At 37.0% G+C, this 22,925-nt stretch carries 23 protein-coding genes; all 23 read right to left on the bottom strand.

Annotated elements, in window-relative coordinates:
- Nucleotides 1-102: 102 nt before the first annotated feature.
- The 23 genes from B5E92_RS15950 to B5E92_RS04325 all read right to left on the bottom strand — a co-directional run bounded on the left by B5E92_RS15950 (nucleotide 103) and on the right by B5E92_RS04325 (nucleotide 22,874).
- Nucleotides 103-5,586 carry a phage tail protein gene (locus tag B5E92_RS15950; protein ID WP_394337370.1) on the bottom strand — a complete coding sequence of 1,828 codons (5,484 nt, stop codon included), beginning with the start codon at nucleotides 5,584-5,586 and terminating at the stop codon, nucleotides 103-105.
- A gap of 83 nt (nucleotides 5,587-5,669) precedes the next feature.
- On the bottom strand, nucleotides 5,670-7,241 hold the full coding sequence (locus tag B5E92_RS04430) for a distal tail protein Dit (RefSeq protein WP_087299598.1): 1,572 nt from the start codon (nucleotides 7,239-7,241) through the stop codon (nucleotides 5,670-5,672).
- Nucleotides 7,242-10,250: a tape measure protein gene (locus B5E92_RS04425; protein WP_087299596.1), complete on the bottom strand. Its 3,009-nt coding sequence runs from the start codon at nucleotides 10,248-10,250 to the stop codon at nucleotides 7,242-7,244.
- 1 nt (nucleotide 10,251) lies between these two features.
- Complete coding sequence (locus tag B5E92_RS04420) at nucleotides 10,252-10,521, bottom strand: hypothetical protein (protein ID WP_239406393.1); 270 nt, start codon at nucleotides 10,519-10,521, stop codon at nucleotides 10,252-10,254.
- Between the two features lie 83 nt (nucleotides 10,522-10,604).
- Nucleotides 10,605-10,970 (bottom strand): tail assembly chaperone, encoded by a 366-nt coding sequence (locus B5E92_RS04415; RefSeq protein ID WP_143357567.1) that lies wholly within the window; start codon nucleotides 10,968-10,970, stop codon nucleotides 10,605-10,607.
- Between the two features lie 44 nt (nucleotides 10,971-11,014).
- Nucleotides 11,015-11,551 (bottom strand): phage major tail protein, TP901-1 family, encoded by a 537-nt coding sequence (locus tag B5E92_RS04410; protein WP_087299592.1) that lies wholly within the window; start codon nucleotides 11,549-11,551, stop codon nucleotides 11,015-11,017.
- Between the two features lie 9 nt (nucleotides 11,552-11,560).
- Entirely contained in the window at nucleotides 11,561-11,944 is a 384-nt protein-coding gene (locus B5E92_RS04405; RefSeq protein ID WP_087299590.1) for a hypothetical protein, read from the bottom strand.
- 10 nt (nucleotides 11,945-11,954) lie between these two features.
- Complete coding sequence (locus B5E92_RS04400) at nucleotides 11,955-12,299, bottom strand: HK97-gp10 family putative phage morphogenesis protein (protein ID WP_087299588.1); 345 nt, start codon at nucleotides 12,297-12,299, stop codon at nucleotides 11,955-11,957.
- A complete protein-coding gene (locus B5E92_RS04395; RefSeq protein ID WP_087299586.1) occupies nucleotides 12,299-12,601 on the bottom strand; it encodes a hypothetical protein in 303 nt (100 codons plus the stop codon). Before B5E92_RS04395 ends, B5E92_RS04400 begins: the two co-directional genes overlap by 1 nt.
- Complete coding sequence (locus B5E92_RS04390) at nucleotides 12,598-12,918, bottom strand: phage head-tail connector protein (RefSeq protein WP_087299584.1); 321 nt, start codon at nucleotides 12,916-12,918, stop codon at nucleotides 12,598-12,600. The genes B5E92_RS04395 and B5E92_RS04390 overlap by 4 nt, the downstream gene beginning before the upstream one ends.
- A 14-nt stretch (nucleotides 12,919-12,932) precedes the next feature.
- Nucleotides 12,933-14,105 carry a hypothetical protein gene (locus B5E92_RS04385; RefSeq protein ID WP_158095188.1) on the bottom strand — a complete coding sequence of 391 codons (1,173 nt, stop codon included), beginning with the start codon at nucleotides 14,103-14,105 and terminating at the stop codon, nucleotides 12,933-12,935.
- A 9-nt stretch (nucleotides 14,106-14,114) separates the two neighbouring features.
- Nucleotides 14,115-14,753 carry a DUF4355 domain-containing protein gene (locus B5E92_RS04380; protein WP_087299582.1) on the bottom strand — a complete coding sequence of 213 codons (639 nt, stop codon included), beginning with the start codon at nucleotides 14,751-14,753 and terminating at the stop codon, nucleotides 14,115-14,117.
- A gap of 158 nt (nucleotides 14,754-14,911) precedes the next feature.
- A complete protein-coding gene (locus B5E92_RS16010; protein ID WP_087299580.1) occupies nucleotides 14,912-15,226 on the bottom strand; it encodes a ribosomal-processing cysteine protease Prp in 315 nt (104 codons plus the stop codon).
- Entirely contained in the window at nucleotides 15,223-15,555 is a 333-nt protein-coding gene (locus B5E92_RS04370) for a YjcQ family protein (protein WP_087299578.1), read from the bottom strand. The genes B5E92_RS16010 and B5E92_RS04370 overlap by 4 nt, the downstream gene beginning before the upstream one ends.
- Nucleotides 15,556-15,616: 61 nt before the next feature.
- A complete protein-coding gene (locus tag B5E92_RS04365) occupies nucleotides 15,617-15,805 on the bottom strand; it encodes a hypothetical protein (protein WP_087299576.1) in 189 nt (62 codons plus the stop codon).
- A complete protein-coding gene (locus B5E92_RS04360) occupies nucleotides 15,798-17,291 on the bottom strand; it encodes a minor capsid protein (RefSeq protein ID WP_087299574.1) in 1,494 nt (497 codons plus the stop codon). Before B5E92_RS04360 ends, B5E92_RS04365 begins: the two co-directional genes overlap by 8 nt.
- The gene (locus B5E92_RS04355) at nucleotides 17,284-18,606 is read right to left on the bottom strand and encodes a phage portal protein (RefSeq protein ID WP_087299572.1); all 1,323 of its coding nucleotides are present in this window, start codon (nucleotides 18,604-18,606) and stop codon (nucleotides 17,284-17,286) included. The genes B5E92_RS04360 and B5E92_RS04355 overlap by 8 nt, the downstream gene beginning before the upstream one ends.
- Nucleotides 18,606-19,886 carry a PBSX family phage terminase large subunit gene (locus B5E92_RS04350; protein WP_087299570.1) on the bottom strand — a complete coding sequence of 427 codons (1,281 nt, stop codon included), beginning with the start codon at nucleotides 19,884-19,886 and terminating at the stop codon, nucleotides 18,606-18,608. The genes B5E92_RS04355 and B5E92_RS04350 overlap by 1 nt, the downstream gene beginning before the upstream one ends.
- The gene (locus B5E92_RS04345; RefSeq protein ID WP_087299568.1) at nucleotides 19,873-20,640 is read right to left on the bottom strand and encodes a terminase small subunit; all 768 of its coding nucleotides are present in this window, start codon (nucleotides 20,638-20,640) and stop codon (nucleotides 19,873-19,875) included. Before B5E92_RS04345 ends, B5E92_RS04350 begins: the two co-directional genes overlap by 14 nt.
- Before the next feature lie 21 nt (nucleotides 20,641-20,661).
- Nucleotides 20,662-20,988 (bottom strand): hypothetical protein, encoded by a 327-nt coding sequence (locus B5E92_RS04340; protein ID WP_087299566.1) that lies wholly within the window; start codon nucleotides 20,986-20,988, stop codon nucleotides 20,662-20,664.
- Nucleotides 20,989-21,388: 400 nt separating this feature from the next.
- Entirely contained in the window at nucleotides 21,389-21,748 is a 360-nt protein-coding gene (locus B5E92_RS04335) for a hypothetical protein (RefSeq protein WP_143357566.1), read from the bottom strand.
- Nucleotides 21,749-22,016: 268 nt separating this feature from the next.
- Entirely contained in the window at nucleotides 22,017-22,598 is a 582-nt protein-coding gene (locus tag B5E92_RS04330; protein ID WP_087299562.1) for a MazG nucleotide pyrophosphohydrolase domain-containing protein, read from the bottom strand.
- 3 nt (nucleotides 22,599-22,601) lie between these two features.
- Nucleotides 22,602-22,874 (bottom strand): hypothetical protein, encoded by a 273-nt coding sequence (locus tag B5E92_RS04325; RefSeq protein ID WP_087299560.1) that lies wholly within the window; start codon nucleotides 22,872-22,874, stop codon nucleotides 22,602-22,604.
- Between the last annotated feature and the right edge of the window lie 51 nt (nucleotides 22,875-22,925).

Here is a 22,925-nt window from a genome sequence, read left to right as displayed (position 1 = left end):
GTGAGGTAAGAGTTGTACGATTAGAAAATTTTCTAAAAGCACACCCCCCCCCACAAATTTTTAAACGAATTATTCAAAGTTTTTTACCTCCTCATATTATTTTTATATAGTCACATTTACTGTTCCTACTAATTCAAAAATCGGCTGTTCACTGCCACCATTTGTGTAAATAACACAGCCCTCATTCACATCTACGGCAAAGCTAGCAACACTTTCCGAAACACCACTAATGAAATTAATTAGTCCACCGCTAATGTTAATTCCCATCTGTCTGCTCCAGCTTCCTGCAGATCCATCATTTGTGAGTGCACTTAGATTAATCATGCCATAGTTCATCAGCAATGAATAATTCATTTCTCCGCCACTTTGAGTAGATTCTATAGTACCATCGTTGTTTATGCTGAACTGAGTAGTAAGACCACCGGATGTACTTTGTGAAGTCAATCCACCGCTCTCAATCGTTACACCGCCGATAGTTCCAGACGTTGCAGTAATTACTCCTGCAGATGTTACTACAAACTTTCCACTACCTATGTTGATAGATCCACCGGTTATAGAGCCTAAATTTGCAGATATTGCACTTAAAGAAGTAATATTCATTTTAGCAGCAGTGATTGCTTTAGCTGCAATCTTATCTGCTGTAACGGCATTAGCAGCAATTTGTGCAGCAGCAACAGTTCCCGCATATATCTTGCTACCATTTATATAATTCAGGTTATTGTTATATGCCCAGGTTGCAGCTGCTTTCAAAGCTGATGTGTCAGTCATCACCCAGTAGGTTCCGTCATAAACAAACTGTACCGTTGCTCCAGCAACCCAGTTGTAAACACTAGTTGCTGTAAGATTAGCACCATAGACTCTTATTGTCTTAGCACCAGTACCACCAACATTTAAAGTTACATTTGCAACTGATGTAGCGTAAGTAAACTTAACGCAGACAGTAGCACCGCTTTTTAAAGTTAACGTTCCACTTGTAAGAGTAGCAACTTTAGCGGCTGTTGCTGCTGCTGTGCCACAAGTAGCATAAAGCATTTGTCCATCAGCCCCGGCTGCACCAGTATTCCCCTGTGGCCCTTGTGCACCGGTAGCACCAGTGTTTCCATACACTCCGATAATATGCGGTGTAGTTGTTGTACTGCTTCCATTCGTATATTTGATTATTTCATAGTTCCATAAGTATTTCTTAGAAGTTGTAATGCTTTGTACTGATGTTGTCCAGCCACTGGTTGAAGTAGTAACACCACTTGCTGCAGTTGTTGCTAAGTAATAATTTGTAATACTTGAGATACCATTTCCAGTTGCGCCTGTTGCACCCTGAGGTCCAGTAGCTCCAGTATCTCCCTTATCACCCTTGTCACCTTTAGCACCAGTCGCTCCGGTAGCACCTGTGTTACCATAAACACCAATGATACAAGGAGAAACAGTAGTTGTGGAATTATCTGTGTATTTAATAACTTCATAGTTCCATAGATATCTCTTGCTAGATGTGATGGACTGTATTGTTGTCGTCCAACCACTCGTAGATGTCGTAACTCCACTTGAAGCAGTAGTAGCGAGATAATATTCAGTGATTGAAGAAATTCCTTTACCAGCCGAACCCGTTGGACCTTGAGGGCCTGTCGCACCTGTAGCTCCTGTATCGCCTTTGTCTCCTTTATCCCCTTTGGCACCGGTTGCTCCAGTAGCTCCATGAGTTCCTATGATGCAAGGAGTGGTATTTACAACTGTTCCGTTCGTATAAGTAATCTTTTCATAATTCCATAAATACTTATTAGTTGTTGTAGTTGTTTTGACCGTAGTCGACCAACCAGAAGTAGAAGTTGTTACTCCGCTTAATGAAGCAGATACAAGATAATAATTGACTATAGAAGATATTCCGTTACCAGTGGCACCTGTACTTCCTTGCGGTCCTTGAGCACCCGTGGCACCTGTATCTCCCTTGTCTCCTTTTGGACCTGTGGATCCTGTGTTCCCGTAGACACCTATTACTCGCTTAGCAGTATCTTCTGTTGAGCTATCTGTATAAGTAATACGTTCATAGTTCCAGAGATATTTGTTTGTCGTGGTCATGGTTGGTACAGACGTGCTCCATGAGGTTGGAGCTGTAGTATTTGAACTTGATACCGCATAATATTCAGTTACATTTGATATTCCTACACCAGTGGCTCCAGTATCACCCTTAGGACCTTGAGGACCGGTAGCGCCGGTATCTCCTTTATCTCCCTGAGGTCCGGTCGCACCATGAGTACCGATTATACAAGGGGTTGAATTAAACGTAGAATTATCTGTGTATGTAATTCTTTCGTAATTCCAGAGATATTTGTTGGTCTCAGTTGTAGTCTTGATAGCTGTTGACCATCCACTTGTTGATGTTGTAACACCAGATGAAGCAGATGAAACTAAATAATAGTTAACTATGCTAGAAATCCCTTTACCTGTGGCTCCTGTGTCTCCTTTATCGCCTTTAGCTCCAGTTGCACCTTGTGGTCCGGTATTACCATAGACTCCGATAACTCTTTTAGACGACTCTTCATAAGTACTGTCACTATAAGTTATTCTTTCATAGTTCCATAAATATTTATTCGTTGTCGTCATTGTTGGAACGTCCGTAGACCACGACGTTGGTGCACTGGTGTTAGATGATGACACGGCATAGTATTCCGTGATACTAGAAACACTTACACCTGCAGGTCCCTGAGGACCAGTATCACCTTTATCACCTTTAATCAAAGACCATTGATAATCATTCGCATTGTTTGACTCACTAGCAGTAGTTTTATTGTACGCCAGCCCAATATAAGTTTTATTCGTTGGATCATCAGACATATTTGCACCGCTTGCAGATGTCGCATATTTGACCCATGTATATAAAGTCTGGCCATCATCACCGCTAGGTCCTTGAATTCCCTGATCACCTTTTTCGCCTTTTATCTTTGACCAGGTGTAATCAGAATAATTCGAGCTTTCAGTAGCAGTAGTTTTATTGTAAGCTAGACCAATATAGTCCTTTCCATCTGGACTATCACTCATACCACTTGTAGGAGTGTCTGCATATTTTAACCAGGTATAATATTGAATACCATCATCACCTTTTGGACCTTGTATACCTTGAGGACCTTCAATTTTGACCCAAGTGTAATTACTAAAAACTGTACTATCTGTAGGATTGAAATCAACGTAAGTACCAATATATTTTCCAGGTGTCTCTCCGTTGTTTGCGGTAAATGAGGTTCCGTTGTCTGAATATTTGATATGAAGATATGAGCTTTGTCCATCTTCACCATTAAGTCCCTGGATACCTTGCTCACCTTTATCTCCCTTTATTTTTGACCACTGATATTCTGTATATGAAGAAGGTGCAATAGCTGACGTTGTAACACAGACCCCCATGTACAAAGCATCAACTGCACTTTCAGTCATCGGATTTCCATTAGCGTTTTGAGAATAACGAACATGGAAATATGAACTTGTACCATCTGCACCAGTAGGTCCTTGAATACCTTGTGCTCCAGTTTCTCCCTTGATCTTTGCCCAAGTATAGCTGTCAACATCTGATGAATCTTGTGCTGTAAAATCTATGTAAACACCAAGGTAATCACCAACATCTTCTCCATCATTGCTAGTAAACGTAATACCGCCGTCATTTGAATATTTGATGTGAAGATAACTTGTTTTACCATCCTCCCCGTTTTGACCAGGAATTCCTTGTGTACCTTGTTCTCCCTGAAATCTTGACCATACGTAGTCATTAGGGTCATTGCTATCTTCTTCACTGTGATCAACATACGTTCCAATATAAGCACTAGGTGTTTCGGTCATCTGGTCAGCTGACTGCGGAGTAGAAACAGAACTGTATTTGATATGAAAATAAGTTGTCTGACCATTTTCTCCGGCAGGTCCTTGAATACCTTGAGGCCCCTGTGGACCAACATCACCTTGTGGCCCTTGTGGTCCCGGTTCACCTTGAGGACCAGTCTCGCCCTGTGGTCCTTGAGGTCCTGTAGCTCCCTGAGGACCGGTTTCTCCTTGGATTCCCTGTTCTCCCTGCTCTCCTTTGATTTTTGACCAGTAATAGTCGCTTGGTGTTTCGCTATCTATTGCATTAAAATCTACGTACTGCCCTAAATATTCTTTTCCTTCACTGTCATTTGTACTAAATCCGACAGTTCCGTCTTCACTGTTTGAGTAGGCAATATGGATATATGAAGTTTGTCCATCTACCGCCTCAAGTAGCATTATTGTAACTTCAGCAGTTCCTCTGATCTTGTTGTTACTGTCAATTGCTTCAAATCGATAAACGCTTTTATCTTCGATATCTTTTGCGTAAACAGTTATTGATTTTGAAGTACCCAGTGAAACATTATCTTTATACCAGTTTATCGTAAGGTTGTTTGTAACATCTTCGACACCGTCTTTTAACAGTGCTGTAAGTATAGTTGAGTCGGTATTATTTTTTAACAAGATACCGTTGTCGCTGACGATCGTTGCCTGATACATCTTATTCGCTTCAACTAAAGCATTCATTTGTGCAAGAAGATCTTCGCTGATCTGTGACTCTACGACGGTAAAGTTATCGAATGTTGTCTTGCATTTTGTCTCATCAGTAAAAACAATAATCTGCTCGACTACTCTTGCTTGCAAATATAAAATCGGATTATATTCGCTATCTTCGATAGTAAATGTATCGCCGATATCAGCATCAATATAGCCGTCGATTTCATAGCTAGACTGAGGCACACAGTTCTTTTTCAATTGAGCAAGAGCCTGACCATACAGTACATTTACATTATCAGTTTCATAGCTCCAAACTTTAGCTATATATCTGTCATTATCTGTATAAAGAAGTGTTGAAGGAAATCTATCTCTCGCTTGAGGTGCTAGGATTTCTATAGTTCCGCTAGGCGAATAGTACTCAACATTTCCATCTGCATCATATTCTGTCTTAGATATTCCAGCTAAATTTAAACCATCTGTACCGGTCGGACGGATAGCAGTATACAGTTCAGTAATATCGCTTGTTTTTGTTATTCCTTTTATTTCCTTACCATATCTAATTACCTCGCTCGTCCTATCATGTCCCATTCCTTGATATGCATCAGAATGAGCTCGGTAAACATTCATAGTAATCTGTTTTAATGAATAATCGTCATTTAGTTCTGTAACGAACTCAAGTTCTGCATCAAAAACATTTGCTAACGAAAAAAGACGAGCCAAAACTGTTTCTGTACCCGTCCATTCGTTTGATATTCTTTTGTCTGATACTTCATTAACTCCAATAGTAATTACTTTATTTTCAAAGTTAAAATTTTCGATGTATTGTTCAAAACTTAAAGAGGTTCCTGAATACTCACCAATCTCTTCGTTTGTAAGCTCTAGCGATAAACCATAACTTGTTACTTTAACTTTCGTTTCTGTCGTTTCTATATTTACGATATTGCAGTAATAACCTTTATCTTTATATTTAAAAGATAGCTTATTCCCGACTACCAGATACTTTGCATCTTCATGATCAGAGAAAGTAGAAAATGTAAATGTATATGCCGAACCCGATAAATATGTATGCAGTTCTTCATCAAAGTAATGCATTGCATTTGTAGCCTGATTATCAATAAAGGTCTGCACACTGTCATAGGCATTCAGTATAGCTATTCTGATATTATTCATATAATTTATAGCCACCCCTCTCGTATTCTAACTTTTACCGTAGGTTTTGTAGTTGTCCACTCACTAAAAGAGAATTGAACTTTAGTTTCGCCTGGATCAGCTTTAAAATAACTAGTTCCAAGTACCTCGTCCGCTGGTTTATGCATTCCATTTACATAAAATTTTGACTCTGCACCCTCTATCGTACATACATCTCCAGCTTTATACCGATTAGGAATATCACGATATCTAGTTACGTTCATCTTTTCAAATCTAAACGTATCAAAGCCGAAGTAGGTTAAAAGCTGATTTCCTCCGCGTTCTCCCCACTGTTTACATGAGAGCTGTATCTTAGCACATTTAAAATTTTCAACCTCAGGAACAACAAAAGATGGATAATTTCCGTTGTAATAAAAACGTAATTTGCTTCCTTCTTTCAGCAAATCACAATGTCCCCAGTCCCAATACCAAGGGTTTTCACTGTGTATATGGCTTGTTGTATAATCATAAGATTTAAGTACTCTACCAGCCATATCGCCACTTGGGTTAGGATTGTAGGTTACCAGATCATAATGCCCAGTGTTCCCTACAGTATCCGTTTTGTTCCAGTTTACGCCGGCGATTAATTTATTATCTGCAGTTAAAAAGCTGATGGACATTTCTCCCGTTTGTCCCATCAGCCCTGCGTAAAACAGCAAATGAAAATAAGCATAGAAATTTACCGCTCCAGAGCTATCCCCTCCAGAGTCGGCTGGAATAGTAACTGTACGCATTCCACCATTTGCGTTACCTACAGTTGTACCTTTTGTTGAAAAAGTCAGGAAGTTTTTACCGAACCAGTTTTTTAAAGTTAGAGTACCTTTAGTACCGTAGTTTGGATGCATCACATCTACACCCGTATCATTGCTGGCACTGATAAAATCCTGTAAAGTTACAAGATCTTCATTGACTTCATAAGGCTCAGTATCTGCCTCATCAATTTTTCCAAATTGCATGGTTCCACCATTTTCAGATACTATACCGATGTATCCTGTTTCTGCATTATGTGTTATTTCATAATCAATAGAAACTGGTACACTTCCATTGTTCTCGATTACAGCTTCCAGTACTCCATCATCATTAGCACTAGCTGTAATTTCTTTTAGTGTAGTTGAATATTTGACCGGATCACTGCAGTATATTTCTATTTCTCCGGTAACCGAATTAGCACCTGGCTCTGGATCAGTGTTTCCCACTGCAGTACCAATGAAGTATTTATCAGGTTCATCGTTAAAAATTATCTGTACCTGTTCTCCTCTTAACAGAAGATTCAACTTGTTATATGCCTGTCTAAAAGCCGTATCATTTTCTGCAATCAACTGATAAGTAACTGTAATGGTTCTAGCTGGATATCTTTTTCCAAAGTACTTAGAGCCATTGATCAAATTAATATCTTCAGTCTGCACCTCTGCTGACATAATCTCACGACCGGAAACATGAAGGGTTCTGTAACCTGTAATTTCGTTTTCAAAATACTTTCCATTAAAAGACATAGCTTCAGCAGGTAGTGAATTACCTGCCGAAAACTCTGATGCCGTTGTATCTCTAAACTCGTACATTTACTTGACCCCCTTGATCATGTTGTTGATTTTTTCCTGTTTTTTTAGTTCTTCGTCTGTATATTTAGCCGTAGCATGTGCAAATTCTTTACCTTCGATATTAAAAGGAACATAAATTGTATATTCAGCTTTTTGAGTATAGCTATAATCTGCATTTAATTCACTATATCCACCAGAAAAAGCTAATTTAGGTGCATATGTATTTGTATTTGGTATGCTAAAAATAGCATCTGTTACTTTAGCTACTTTAGCTTTCATACGTGCAATACCATTTACTAAACCTCGTCCCCAATATGTTCCTAATTTATCGGAAACTCGAGATGGACTATGAATTTTTGCTTTAGCTCTAATAGCTTGTTCAGCTGCACTTGCAAGTTGAGCGGCAACGGATCTAACTTCGCCTAAACTAGAACGAAGACCATTAGCTAGCCCTTTTCCAATATAAGCTCCTGCGCTATAGGTTTGATTTTGTGCAGCTTGTAACGTCATTACTACCATTAATACAGCTTGATTTGTAATTATTGGCAATTGTGAAGTACCGGCTTGTACTCCTTGAGTAATTCCAGTTCCTATATTTTTACCAGCTGTTTTTACTTTCCCTTCAGCATCATTAAAAGCATTTATCATCGATTTAATTGCTGATTTACACATATTGCCTAATCCATCTAATGCACTATTTACAAAACTAATTGATGCTTTCATGCTTTTTAATGAACTAGCAGTTGATTTTGCACTTTTTTGTATTGATTTCATGCTAGCAAGCACTCCAGCAAGTCCAGCAGCTAAAGCTATCATACCTGCAGTGACCGCCACAAGTGAGGCTGTAAAAGCTACCATTGACGCTGTACCTGCTATCAATCCAGCACTAAGAGCAACAAAGCCGGCTGCTCCAGCTACAGCTCCTGCAGTAAATGCAATTATTCCCGCACTAAGTGCTAACATAGATGCCGTAGCAGCTAAACCTCCAGTTGCTATTACAAGAATTGCTGGTCCCAATACTGTTGCTCCCGCTGCTGCTACAAGTAAACCTGCACCTACAGTAATAACTGCAACACTAAGAGCTAATACTCCAGCAGCAGCTACAAGGGCTCCTGCGCCAACGACAACAAGACCAGCTCCTAATGCTATGGCACCTGCTGCAGCAACAACTGCTCCTGCTCCAAAAACTAGCATACTTGCTCCTAAAGCTGCTATGCTAACCGCACCATTAACACCGTACTCAACTATAGTAGGCAATACAGCAGAGACAATTGCTAATGCAACTCCTGCAAGAAGCGCTCCAGCACCTACAAGTGCAATTGCAGCACCAAATGCAATAAATCCTACAGCTCCAGCACTTAACGCTGGTCCTAAAACTGCAGCACCTGCAGCAAGACCAGCTATTGCCAAAACCATCCCTGCCATAACACCGATTGCTAATGGTCCAGCATTAGCCAAGCTTATTGCTGATACAGTTAGAATTGCAAAGCCTGCCGCTACTAAAATAACCGCCGCTCCCATTGCTAACATTGCTACTGAAATAGCATTCAATTGAGCAGGCCCAGGTTTGATACTGTTAAGCATTACTGTTATCCCTGCACCTAACGCGGCTAAAGCGACTACTAATCCAGCCATAACACCGATTGCAAGTGGTCCGGCATTTGCTAAGGAAATAGCTGAATTAGCCAGTAAAGCAAAACCTGCTGCTAAAAGCAATACTCCTGCTGCCATCAGGACAAAAGACTTACCACTTGCAACTAGATCTGTCGCACTTTTTGATGATGACTTTCCTACTTTTTCTGAGCTCTTTGCAACATCATCCAGTTTTTCAGTTACTTTTTCTGTTGCTGAACCTGCTAAACCAGTTAATTTATCTGCAAATTTTTGTAGTGATGTAGCAGCTGATTTTATCTTTTTATAGCCTTTCCAAGCTGCAAAAAATCCTAAAATAATTGGAGTAGCAGTTTTAATTGTTTCTTGGTTATCTTCTACAAATTCTCCTGCACTTTGGATTACATTTCCTGCTGATTCTAATGTATCTGAAAACATTTTTATTACTGTTTCATTACTGATAAATGCATCTACTAATTCTCCCGCAACTCCAACAATCTTTATTATTCCATCTCCTGCATCTAAAGCAGCATTTTTGAATGCAGTCCAGTAAGGTTCAACTTTATCGACCATTCCTGTAATTGAATCTGCTATTTTAGACGCGTCAAATTTATCCATAGATGAAATTATACCTTCGATTGCCCCTATCCCAATTTCTGATAGAGCATCGAAAGCAGGAGAAAGTTTAACACTTAATGTCTCTGTTAGACCATCCATTGCCTGATCAACAGTTTTATATTCTGTTGCAAGTTTAGTAAACGCATCATTAGTACCTACTTTTGTAATTGCATCAAAGAAATCTTCAGTTTTTACTTTACCATTTTGAACATCTGTAACTAATTGAGATGTTGTTTTTCCCATTTCTTTAGCGATTGCAGCAATTCCTGCTGGTGTCTGCTCTAGAATAAGTTTGAAATCTTCCCAGGCAACTTTAGGTTTTGCTGCCATTTGAGTAGCTTGTTGACTTAATGTTTTCATAGCCTGTGTTGGATTTTCGGCTGCTGCGGCCAAGCCACCAAAGCCCTTAACAAGTTGAGTACAATTTTTAGTACCTACTGCGGCTAACTGGCTGTAAGTAGTTGCCATATCAGAGGCACTATATACAGTTTGTGTAGCGAAATCTTGCAATTCTTTTTTTGTAGAATTGATTTCATCAGCAGTTTTTCCAAGCATCCCCATATTGCCCTCAAATGTTTTCCAAGCTGCAGAACTTTCAGACAACTCACTTGTAATACCACCTATTCCACTTGTTACAACATCAAATGCTTTTTGACCAATGCCTGTAAGTACACCAAAACCCAGTCCACTAGTTATTTTGTCTTTTAAACTTGTTGCAGCTGCATTTGCTTTTTCAAAAGCAGAAGTAAAACCTTTATCAGTTGCACTTAATATCGCTTTTACACTAAAACTTTCAGCCATTTTACTTCTCCTTTCTTCGCATGTAATTTTTTAGATTTTTGAACTTATCAATTTTGCTTTTTGTTAGTCCTAACACTTTATTTATTTCATTTTCATAGTCAAAGAATTTCTTAAAAGTGTTGTATACCGGTCTTGTTATATTTTTGCCGACTTTCTTTTCTGCTTTTACCTGCAGATTTTTATATGCCTGTAAATGTATCCAGTAGCTTTTATCGACCTGTTTAAGTTCTACAGACTTCATTAACAGGTTGTATTCAGGTATCGTTAACATATCTACCTCATGAAAGTTTTTATAATTTAGATACCTGAAACAATTTAGAGCTATCTCGTGATAAAGTTCTTCAAAATCCTTATCTATTGATTCTTCCGAGCTTCTTCTACTCTTCTCAGTAGATCTTTCGTGATTCTTTTCGATACATTCGCATTCTTCAAGAAACCCAAAACTTCATCAAACAATTTATCAATGTCTTCAACTTCTTCGATATAGTTTTCGATTTGTTTTTTCGTAAGACGAGGTGCACATCCTTTGTTCATAAGGTCTAATGTATCGATAAGATCTTCGATTTCACCATCGATTATCCCAGCAATCAAATATTGCAGACCCACATCCTTTACTCGGTCTGTTCCCTCGATTTTTTGTTGTATTCTCTTATTTGCATCTCTTAAAAAACCGATACCAGCTTTAAATTCATAAACTTGATTATTAATTGTTAATTCCATTTTTACCTCCATATAAATTAAAAGAAGCTATTTTTTAGCTTCTTTTATTCTTCAGCAACTTTAGTAGTATCTTTAAATACATACTCTGCAATTTCTTGCTGTTCAGCTGTTAAAGTTGCATAACCGCTCGCTCCAGAACCATTTGCACCGTATGTAATTGAAATCTCTGCAAAATCTTCTGCAGATGCCGTTAATCCAAGCTCAGTAATATATCCTTGGTAATAAGTTGCTTTATATTTTTGAGCATTATCACTTGTTCCTTTTTCATCAAGATTGACTTCCCACATTTCAACTAATTCGCTGCTTTTCATAGCAGCTTTCAAATCATCATATAATGTATCACCTTTAGCCATTATTGAAGTGCAAGTAATTTCAACTTCAATACCTCCCGGTGTTCTGATTGCGCCATCTTTAGTTTGTGTTGTATCTGCATCTTGTGACATTGTATTTTCATTTTCAGTTGTAAAAGCAATGTTTGTTGCTGCAGTTGTTGTTTCTTTGCTTAAAAGGCGATATAAATAAACAATTCTTCTACCTTGTACCGCTTCAGCAAATAGCTGTAAATCAAATTTACGTTCCATATTAACCTCCTATGAAAATTTAAATTCTAACTCTAAAACCCCATGTAACAATGGTGTTTTTGTAGTGGTGTCGGCTAATATTCGTTGATCAATATTAATAACGAACCACGAAAAATTATCAGTTTTATCTATTTTTCTAGCAGTATTTTTTATAGCTAGTAACATTTTTGAAACAGTACCACGTTGCTTTGGATTGTTATGCCAAATATGTACTGTTTGATATACATTGCCAAATACTGCAGATTTATTAGCATCATCTATAAGATGACTATCTGCTAAATATATAAAAGGATATGGTGTATCTTCAGGTGGTAAAAATCCATCATATACACCATATCCTAGCTTTTCTAATTCTAATTTTAATGTAGTAAACAATTCCTGTTGAGGATCCATCATTTCCACCTCATTTTGTCAACTTCTTCATGTCACTTCTAAATTTCTTTTCTTGTTCTTCAAGAGATGGTTTTACGAATGGTTGAGCCGCCATATATCTGGTACCATATTCGAGGTATCCACTATATTCGGTCGTTGGACCAACTTCGGCTGTCAAACCAAAGTCAGTCACATCAAGCCTGATACTTCTTTTTGTAGTCCCGGTTTGATAACCTTTAACGAAGTTAGCGTTTCTAACCATTTTGTTTTGAAGCTGAGCACCATTATTTTTAATAACTCTTTTAACATCATCCATTTTTATATTTTTTTTCAATTTTACTTGGAGCTTTTCAATTCCAGTAATTTTTACTCCCATTACTGCACCTCTGAAAGTACCATGCTCTGTTTTACTCTTAGATACCGACCATAATCGACTCGATACTGCTTTTCTCCAACCCTTATAAAATCGAAGTCTCCTCGATAATGATTTTGCATATGAACAGTTAGACTGCCTTGCTTGATAGAACCGTAGACCAGTTTCATTGTCTCCGTTCTGGTATCCATCACGCTAGCCATTACCATCGTTTCTTCGACAGTATCATCTTTGTAGTCACCAGTCGTTTGATCATACTCGCCTTGCTTAACTTTTTGAAAATATACAGGTGTATCGTATCTCATAGAAATTTCAACTTACCTTTCACTTCATTTTTCTTGTTTTTGTAGGCCTCGATATCATCAAGATATCCAGCGAAATCATTGTCATTAAAAGACATGCTTTCACCCTCAACTGAATGCGAAGAAACACCCTCTGAACCTATCTTGTTAAATCGTATGATTGTAACTTCTGTGACGATGTATTCCAGTTCTGCAGGTACTGTATCTTCATTTAAAAGAGTTTTCAAACGATTTTCTGTCAGATTGATGATTGTATTTAGTTTATTGTCAAGTCCTTCAGGATTACCTAGAAGGACCTTGACATCATCTAATACTGCCATAAGGCTTCACCGCCTTAGACCATTGAAGTAACTTCGTCTGTACCTGAAGCTAGAGCTTTATAAGTACTATCACATTCTACGATAGTGATGTGATGACCAGTAGTGGCTTCGATATCGCTTTTACCATCCCATGCAGTCCAATTTCTAACATTTTGACCATATGTAACAGTTGGTGCTGCTGATGCATCTGTTTTGTATTTGTAGATATGACCTTGTCCTAATTCTGGACTTACAGTAACTTTAGTTGTACCAGTTGTAGAACCTGCTGCAGATGATACTGTTAATGTATCTAATGTTGGTGTATCATCGATAGTTCCTTTGATGATACCATCTGTAAGCTCTGGATAGAATACTACACCAGAGAAACAGATTGTTTCTACTGTAGCATTATCACCTTTGATTTGGTGAGTCATACCCACTAATCCAGTGGCATCTCCTGTTAATCCAAATGTTTGTGCTACATCTCCAGAAGTTGCTGGAACATATGCACCATTGATATTTTCTCTAGCTGTACCATAAACTTCCCCTGGATCAAGTTCTGGAGTAATTACTACAGTACCTAAACCTAAGAAATTTTCAATGTAGCTAAATCCAAAAGTAGTTTGTAAAGTCACCTGTGCATCTCCTAAATAATCAGCTACATCCGTACTAGAGACAAAATAAATTGGTGTTGCATCCATATCTTCATATTGTTTTTGAATTGCGCCCCATACTGCAGCTAAAGTGCTTTGTAATGTAGACCCAGTGGCGCTTCCAGATGCTAATTTTAAAGCCTTATAGAATTTACGTTTAATGTCTTTTTGAATACCAGATACCAATTTAGTATCACTTTCGTTAATAGCTCGTTGTCTACCAGTTTTTTGAATAGCTTCTGCTGTTGTAGATTTTCTATATTTTTCTAATTTTAATTCGATAGTATCTACTTGTTTTCTTTCGATTTTAGTTAATTTAATAGTTTCCCCTTCACCAACTTGTTCGGGAGTGTTAACTTGTTCTGTCTTATAGATTTTGATACTTGTACCAGCAGACATAGGTTGCATATCTGTAACACCTAATAATTGTTGTAATTCAGTAATGTTAGATGTTAATCTGCTTGTAAAATCAATTGAAATCGCAGGTTCGATATCGTTACTTGTGATTAAATTATCTTCAGCAAATAATTGCAAATTTAATAAAAATTTATTCATACTTTCCTCCTATTTTTTAACAAAAAGATTTATATTTTCATTGATCAAACGTTGTCTTTCAGCAGTGTTTTTAACAGCCATGATTTGTTCCTTAGTCATCTTTGATTGACTACCCTTTTTAGGTGGTTCATGACGAAGCTTAGCAGCAACTTCTTTTTGAACGGCCGATTTGAACATCTTAGCGAAATTTTCTACATTAGTTTTAGTTGTGTCTGCATCTTCTGTTACAAGATTAGCTAACAACTCTTCATTGATCGTAATATCCTGATCAGCTAACATTGATCTAGCTACTCGAGACATTTCCCCTAATGTTCTTTCACGTTTGTATCCTGCTAATTCATCTTGAAGAGCTTTCAATTGTGCTTCCTGCTTTTCTTGAGCAGTCATATTTTTTAACCGTTCAGCTTCCTGAGCTTCTTTTTGTGCTTTCTTTTGCTGTTTTTCCCACTCAGCACGCTTACGTGCAATGATACGATCTACTTCATCATCACTGTATTTCTTAGTGTTTTTTCCATCATCTTGACCTTCTCCATCCTCTGGATCATCATCATCGTCATTGCCTTCTCCGCCTTCAGAATCATCGCCATCTGCGAAAAGCTGTAAATCAATAAATCTTCTTGAATATAAATTGTCTAAAAAATCTCTCATAGTTTCCTCCAATTTTTTTGTTTTAAACTACCGTAATTTATAGTTATCACGCCTAACTTTTTTTCTAACCGTAGCTTTATAACGAGTTCCACGCCTGCTCTCGTATCTTTTTACGTCTTACACGCCTGGACAATATAAAAAGCGTCCAGAAACGGACGCTATTCATCTTTAGTTTTAACTACCTCTACATAATCGCTGTAGAGGTTTGCTATCTCGCGACAGCCTATAAAAAAAGAGCCGACTAATGTTCGACTCTTGCAATGTGGTTTATATATGCTTACAAACGAATTACCGCTTTCTAGTGAAACATTAACTTTATCAATGGTCAATTCCTCTAACGAGTAGCAAAGTGTCTGCAGAAGTGCAGAAATTGCACTGCAGACGATATCTTGACCAACGATATTGTAATTAGCATGACCTTTTACTTCGATATGGATATGTTCGTTTGTTTCTTCTATTTTAATCTTTATCATAATCCTGGTACAATATCTTTTACATCTTTCAAAATTTCAGCAACTTTTTTCATCATTGAATTTTCTTCAAGATATTCTACACCTTCAAACGTGATGTCAATGTCATCATAATTTACGATTCTTCCTGTCCCTTTAGTACTTCTATACAGTACACCGTCAACGTATCCTTTCTTTTGCATTTCTATAAGAATATCAAGCCAGTATGAATATGGAATACCGAATCGTTCGTGACTGATATCGTGTTTACACACTTTAAAACCTTGCTTTTTGCATTCATACAATTCTTTTAAGATGCAGTATATGATTTTAAACATATCGTCATTAGCCATGTTTTCTACCTCCAAAATAAAAACCGACTAAACAGTCGGTCAAAATATAAAACTTTATTTGTTATCGCATATATGGGTTAGTCCACATGGACATACTTACTCCAGCTTGCTCTTCGTCTTTTAATAAATCCTTAATCCGCTCTTCATCCATCCACGGGGTTGCTTCTTTCCATAATCTTATATACTCTTCAAATTCTTCAACACCGCCAAGTTGTTCTACGTGAAGTGGATAATCTTTTGGATCAATCATTTTTAATCACCTCTGCCTTGATATAATAAATTCCGTTTTCTTCTGTTACATCTTTTATTATATATTTCAAATCTCGGGCAAACAAGACCTCATCCTGATTTTTATATTTTGGATAAGCTAAGCTTTTAATGTAGAGTGCACCTTTATATCCCTTAGGAACATCAAATTCTATAAATCCGTCACGTAATTTGAAATCAATATCATCAAACTGATTGAACGATGTAGATGTATAACCTTTTTCTGTTTCCTCAGTACCAATCAATTGCTTTACATCATCTAAACTATAATTCCTTTTTCCAACATAAAAATCTAGGCTTATTTTTCTTCTTAATACAACATCTTCTGGAATAGTCCCCTTATTTAAAGCTTTATCAAGTATATCTATCTCGTCTTGATATTTTTTATATCTGTTTGCATTAAGAGCAGTATTAAGTTGAAATGCTAAATTCCCTGTATATCTAGTCAATACTTCTTTTTCTTTAGTAGTCAACTTTTCAAGCTGTTTTCCCATACTCGATTTTATTCTTTTTTGAACATTCCACTCTTTTGTCGTCCCGCCACTTTCGATAAAGCTTAACCAGTCTTCATAATCTTTATCGTCAATATGAGCTCCAGTAGAACAGTGACAGTTAGGATGCATAGGTGGAGCATTTTTTGCCGACATCATCTTCGATACCTTGAATATCTTACCATCCATTGCTCGACAAATAGAACAAACATCAGAACCCCCACAAGCTATATATTCATATTCATCAATTCCATTAGCCAAGTATGATCGCATTTGAGCATCAACTTGTACTCTAGCCATTTCGGTACGCATCAGACGTTCAGCATCGGATATTTTGACATTGAAACGTTTTCTCAAATCTCTGGCCAATACGTTTGGATTTCGACCTTGAATTAGACCGGTTTGCAACAGACTACTTATATCGTTTTTAAGTAGATCCTGATGCATCCAGATACGGTCACTGAAAGTAGCGTTGTGGAAAGATGCATTAACAATAGACTCGGCAAATTCTTTGTTGTTCTGTATCGAATCACCAAGAATTCCAGCGAGCCTTTCAATTTCTTCAATTGTTTTACCTTCCAATTCTTCCTGAAAAAACTTTTCCAGTTCATCATGGCCACTTACTAGCTCCAATCCAATGTTAGCTTTTAAAAGTTCAAGCCGATTAACTTTCATCGTCATGTTATAAAGCTTCATCTCAGCATTTGCCTGTTCAGAAAAATTCTTTTCTTCAACATACTTTTTAGCTTTTCTTGAATACTCTTCCATATCAAGTTTGTTAGCTCGTTTGATAGCTTCGGCCATTGTTATACCAGTATCACTCGCATATTTAGAATAGAATGCATGAATTTCATTACTTATCTGATCCATCATATTTTGATAGATTTTCTTTATTTCAGTTGAGTAAGACTTCATGTCTTTGTTATCTTTTTTACGCTGAGCCTCTTCTCGCTCTTTCCAGTAATCGTAACTACTCATCTACATCCTCACTAGTGTCATTGCTGAACATTCGCTGATCAACGATAGACAACGCATTCTGTTCATCTTCAGCATTGATTTTATCCAACTCACTTTGCACATCATCTACGATTGACAATACTGATAACTGCGTTTCTTTCGATACGACACCTTCCAGCTGTGTTGCAACTGTTGCTTCGTCCGATAAATTAGCTGGAATATTAAACGTAAATTTGTACTGAATACCTACCCATGCATCTCTGGTCATTCCACTAACTGGATTACTGAAAATAAGCCGATATCTTCTGTTCATACCGCTAACAAATTTACGTTCTTTCGTTTTGGCTAAATTCGTCATAGAAAGAAGCTTGTATTTCAAAGCAATACCACTGGAAGTTCCAAAATTTTCATCATTGATATTTGCTACCATTGATATCTGATAGATAAGTCTTTCCAGCCTATTTAACAAATTTTCCTGCGTTGTGTCCGCATTAGGCTTTTGCATGAATTCGACTACCAAATCTGAAGCATCTTCATCGAAATTTATGATTCGATTGTCTCTTATCTTCTTCAAACCCTCTTGATCAAGGAGCGTCCCTAGAACTTTAAGATACGCATCAGCAAAATAGTCGACATCATTAGCTTTTTCAGAAATTGCTTTGTTATATGCATTGATCATAGGAAGTGCACTCTCAAAGAGACCTAATCTTTCTGCGTTTTCTACATATTCAGTTGCTGGAACACCATCGAAACCATGGTTATGTGGGTCATCCTGCCATTTATAGCTCCCATTGTTGTAGAAATACTGTACTTGCGTTGCATCTGACCAGCTACCTCTTTCAACATTTTCATAATCTTTGTAATATCTAACAAAAAATAGTGGTTTTTCCACTATACTTTCATCATAGATAATAAATGCTTCCGTTGGTGCTAGGTAAGTAATACCAATATTTCCTTCATCATCAACGTAATACATCTCATAACCTTTTCCATAAATGCTGCAGATTTTCGATAGCTCGGCATTGTTATCGTCCTGATCGTTATAGCTGTCCAGATACTGCAGATAATCATTTACATCTTTATTATCAGACTGAATTTTAATTGGATTTCCAATAAAAAAACCGTTAAAAGTATCTGTAATATACTTTGCAAAATTGACACTAATACGGTTATCCGGTTTATATTCTGCTTTAGCTGTTTGATGAAAGATATCATAATTGTTTTCATATGCATCTTTAAGCTTAGAGTATCGATTATTTACTATTGCTTTGTGTTTAGTAATATATTCTGATAAAAGCTCCGGCGTCATTTCAGTATTGCTTGGCAATCTAAACATTAAATTCCTCCTTTCAAACTAGTATTTAATTTAGCTTTATGTGTTAATATCGTATATACAAAATACCTAACTGCATCCATGCAGTGGTCATTTTCTTTGATTGGTTTATCCATGCCTTTCTCCGATGCTTTCGGGTCCCAGGCATAGGTAGCAAACTCTTTTATTGTCATTACACAATTGTTTTTAAAACGGATTTTATCCTGCTTCAAAGCAGTACCGACTTCTCTTATTCCGTCTTCCACGTCATTTTTTGCTTTCTTGACCTTGAAACCTCGTTTTTTAAGTTCTGCAATAAAAGAAGCAGCAGACGGGTCAACTATAACCTGCTTTATCTTCTTATCTCCAACGAATTCTTCCAGATCATCTGCATATTCACTGTCAGTTTTCTGTTTTTTCTTATCTCGACCGCTGTAATAATACTCATTAGTGCAGTACCAGATACCATCAGTACCTTTTTCCCAAAGCAAAAAGACCATGGCGTTTTGTGTACCATAGTCACAGCTTATATATCTTGTTTGCGTTAGGCTTCTAACCGTATCGACAACGTTTCTTGCCCTATCGAACATATCATAGATGATTCCTTCAGCTACTGCCCACAGACCTAATATGTAACGGTCGTAGAAAACTCCACTCCATTGGTTTCGATAACGCTCCTTTATCTTTTCGCTTAAAGATAAGTTATCGTCCATAGTGAAGTGTAAATAAATCAAGTTTTTCTCTATTATTTTATCTATCCAGTTGACCTTGAACCAGTGAAAAGGTCCTGCCGGGTTGCAGTTGAACCACCACTTCGAACCTTCGACCGAACATCTTGCAGTTGCCTGATTCACAAAAGATTCAGGCATAAGTGCTACTTCATCGAAAAGCATTCCTGCCAGAGTAATACCTTGTATAAGATCTTGGGATCGTTCGTCTTTACCACCAAAGATATAAAAATAATTAGTAACACTGTTCCTGCTTACTGTAAGCATGTTATCAGCTCGATGATCAACTACTTTATAGCCTCTTGTTTTAAGCATAAGCTTTAAAACAGCAAGAACGTTACGCCTAAAGGAACCGATTGTCTTACCGGCCATCCCGAAATTTTCGCCGTCAAAATTCTCCATTGCCCACATGACATAAGATAAGGCCATTGCAACGGTCTTACCAGAACGAATTGCACCATCTGCTATGATTCCATCTTTGTCTTTTACTGGACTGCTATCGCACCACCAGTTAAGGACCTTACGCTGCTTCTTGCTAAAAGGCTTAAACTTGAACAGTGCCCTATTCTTCTTCATCTTCGCTCCAGTCTTCTTTTGCAGAGTTATCTAAAGCTTCAATAAAGCCATCGTTTTCGAATGTTTCAGCTTCTTCTCCGGCATTCAATTTACCGATTTGAGCTTTTATCAGCTCAATTTTAGCTTTCTGCTCATCATTAGCCATATTAAGGTGCTTAGTTAACCAGTCGAGTGCTTTCATCCTGTCGTTTAGCTTTATAGAAACACCATGTTTTCCTTGAGTAACTTCTTGAACAATACTTCCATCGACATAGTCACTGTTTTTCAAACTAACACTTCCGCCACTAAATTTTGCATAGTCAGTAATATCTGCAAAAGCAATATCGATATACTTTTGAACGATATCGTGCGGATCCAGCAGAGCTTCTACATAGAGTTCGGCTTTCAACCGCTTTATTTTTTCCTGAATTCCCGGTTCATGCATCCATCTACTAGCCATGACTGCAGCACTGCTGTATTTGGAATTAGGCTTTACTTTCATGTAAGCTTTTACTTGATTGTGATATTTCAAATAATATATACAAAAAAGCTGGCGTTCATCGTCCAGCTTGCTTTCATCTGCAATTTTTTTAGCAATCTTTTTTGCATCTTTTTTGGTTGCAACCTTTTTCTTTTTTGGTTGCAACTTTTTATCTTTCCAGTAGCGACTCTTCCACGACTTGACCGCACTTACAGTAACTCCATACTTTGCTGCTATTTCTTTGTATTTCATACCGCTAAGGTAATCATCATACGCTAGCTCGTATTTTTCCAAGTCATGCTCACCACCTCTGTCTTATATTTCCATCTTGTCAAACACTTCTACCATTTTAGGAAACTGCATAGCTAACCAGTCCACCATTTCTTCATTGTGAAATTGCATCCTAAAATCAATCCCACTTTCATACAAAAAGGCATGAATTAGTTCATGCCTTATGATTAAATCTTGATATCTTTCTGTATCTTCCTGCTGATCTGAATCAGTATTTTTGGTTACATCAAGAACCCGTATTTTTTTGACTGAATAATCAGTATAACCAACAGCTTCTATTGCGTTCATTGTTTCATCACGTTGTGATAAAATTTCAACATCATATTCTGTTCCTAGAATATTTACTTTCATATTTCCAGCTCCTTTGCCGTTCAATATTTCACATAAAGCGACACCAAAAATCATTACCAAGCAGATCAACAAATTAAGGAGGCATATAGGCATTGATGTCGCTTTATCTAAAACAAAAAATGCTCATTTCGAGCTTCTTTTGTTTATTATAGAAAAATTTATTGAAAAAGGATCTAATAATGAAAAAACTAAAAACCGTAGCATCAACCCTAAAATAAAGAAAGAATATAGAACAATCCATGCCGCCATTATTTCTTACCTAGTGTTTATTTTGAAAGGCAGAAAACTGATTCCGGGGAGGTGAATGTATATTACTGTCTTCCAAAAATTCCACAATACCATAATACCACACTTGACAAGACATTCAAGGACACTTAGGGTCATTTAGGGACACACTTTTTTAGATATTTAGATTATTTATGGCTCTTCTGTAATTTTTCTTTACCCAGCTAAACGAGTAGTTCATCAGTGGTGCTATTTCTTCAAGCGTTAGAAATTCCAAAAATTTATAACCAAGAATATATTTCTCGTTTTCATTTCTGATCATATCTATCACTACCTCAACCTGACGCATTTCCTTTTCTAACGTTGTTTTTTCATCTAAATAGTCCTCTAAATTTTTGCCTGGACCATGATATTCTTCATCTTCATTACCAATAGGATTGGCCCTAAGACTAGTTATCTTACTATCGATAAACTTAATTCTAAAATAATTCTTTTTGTATTTTGATAGAAAATCTACTTTTTCCTTGTATGTCATAGTCACTTAATTCCTCCTACAGTATTGATTTTAGTTCAAGCTCAAGTTTTCGAATATAAAGCTCTAATATCATTCTAGCACTTTTACATCCTTTTACCGCATCAAGCTGTTGGTAACGATCCAACAGCTCTTTCATAATATTCTCTTTGCTCCTCATTCGTCATCATCGTCCTTTCTTGAACTAACATAAGCAAATGTAAACACTGCTAATACCTCCACCAAAATAGTAGCTATGACCCCACACCAGAACTCACTAATATACACAACTTTAGACCTCCGCTTTCTTTTTATCTGCCTCTAACCGATTTAATATTCTTTCAGTTTTCTTCTTGATCATCACATTGAATTCATCATGTTTGACATTGAAAATAAGCATAAGCTGGTTAAGCATTATTGCTACATCAGCCATTTCTTCGACAAGATCTGTATGCTTTTCTTCATTATCTGGATATCGAAGGCACTTATTGACTGCCTGGATAAGCTCAGCACACTCTTCCATTGCTAGGCGTGTCTGAGCTTCTGGTCCATAATAATCTACCACTATATTTGGAAACTTTTTTAATTTGTCATCCCGTGTCCGGTCAATTATATCCTGTTTAACCTTACATACTCTTTGTGCTTCTACCAGCTGATTTAAAATACGTTCATTTTCAAATTCTAATTCTTCATTCTTTTTTATGATAGCATTATAATCTTTTGTAATTGTTCGCATATCTTCTACAAGTATAAAGTGTTCTTTGATTAACTGTACTAATATTGCACGATTATTTTCACAGTCATCTTTACTTAAAAGGGTACTATCATACATATCATTTAAAGCGATATAACATTCTTCTTTAGTCAACATCATCAATTACTCCCATCTATACTTTCTCTTTAACTGCCTATATTTTTTTAGGGCCAATTTCGTTTCTTTATAAGTTAGACCTACCACGTTGTTGAAACCATTTGAATTTACTCTTCTTTGATAGGATTGAATTATATGGTCTTCATTAGCTTTACGAAGGATAACCAAACAATGGATATAGCTATATTCGTCGTTTGTTCTAGTGTAAGCAGCACCATGTTTGTTTTCTACTTTTTTTATAAAACCTAATTTTTCCAGTTTCTTGTCGGTTCTAGTCATATTTATCACTCCAATCTATCACTTAGCCACAATTTGGACAATACCTATATT

The sequence above is a fragment of the Erysipelatoclostridium sp. An15 genome (assembly GCF_002160675.1).
Classification (GTDB): Bacteria; Bacillota_I; Bacilli_A; order Erysipelotrichales; family Coprobacillaceae; genus Thomasclavelia; species Thomasclavelia merdavium.
This window is presented reverse-complemented; position numbering and strand designations above follow the sequence as displayed.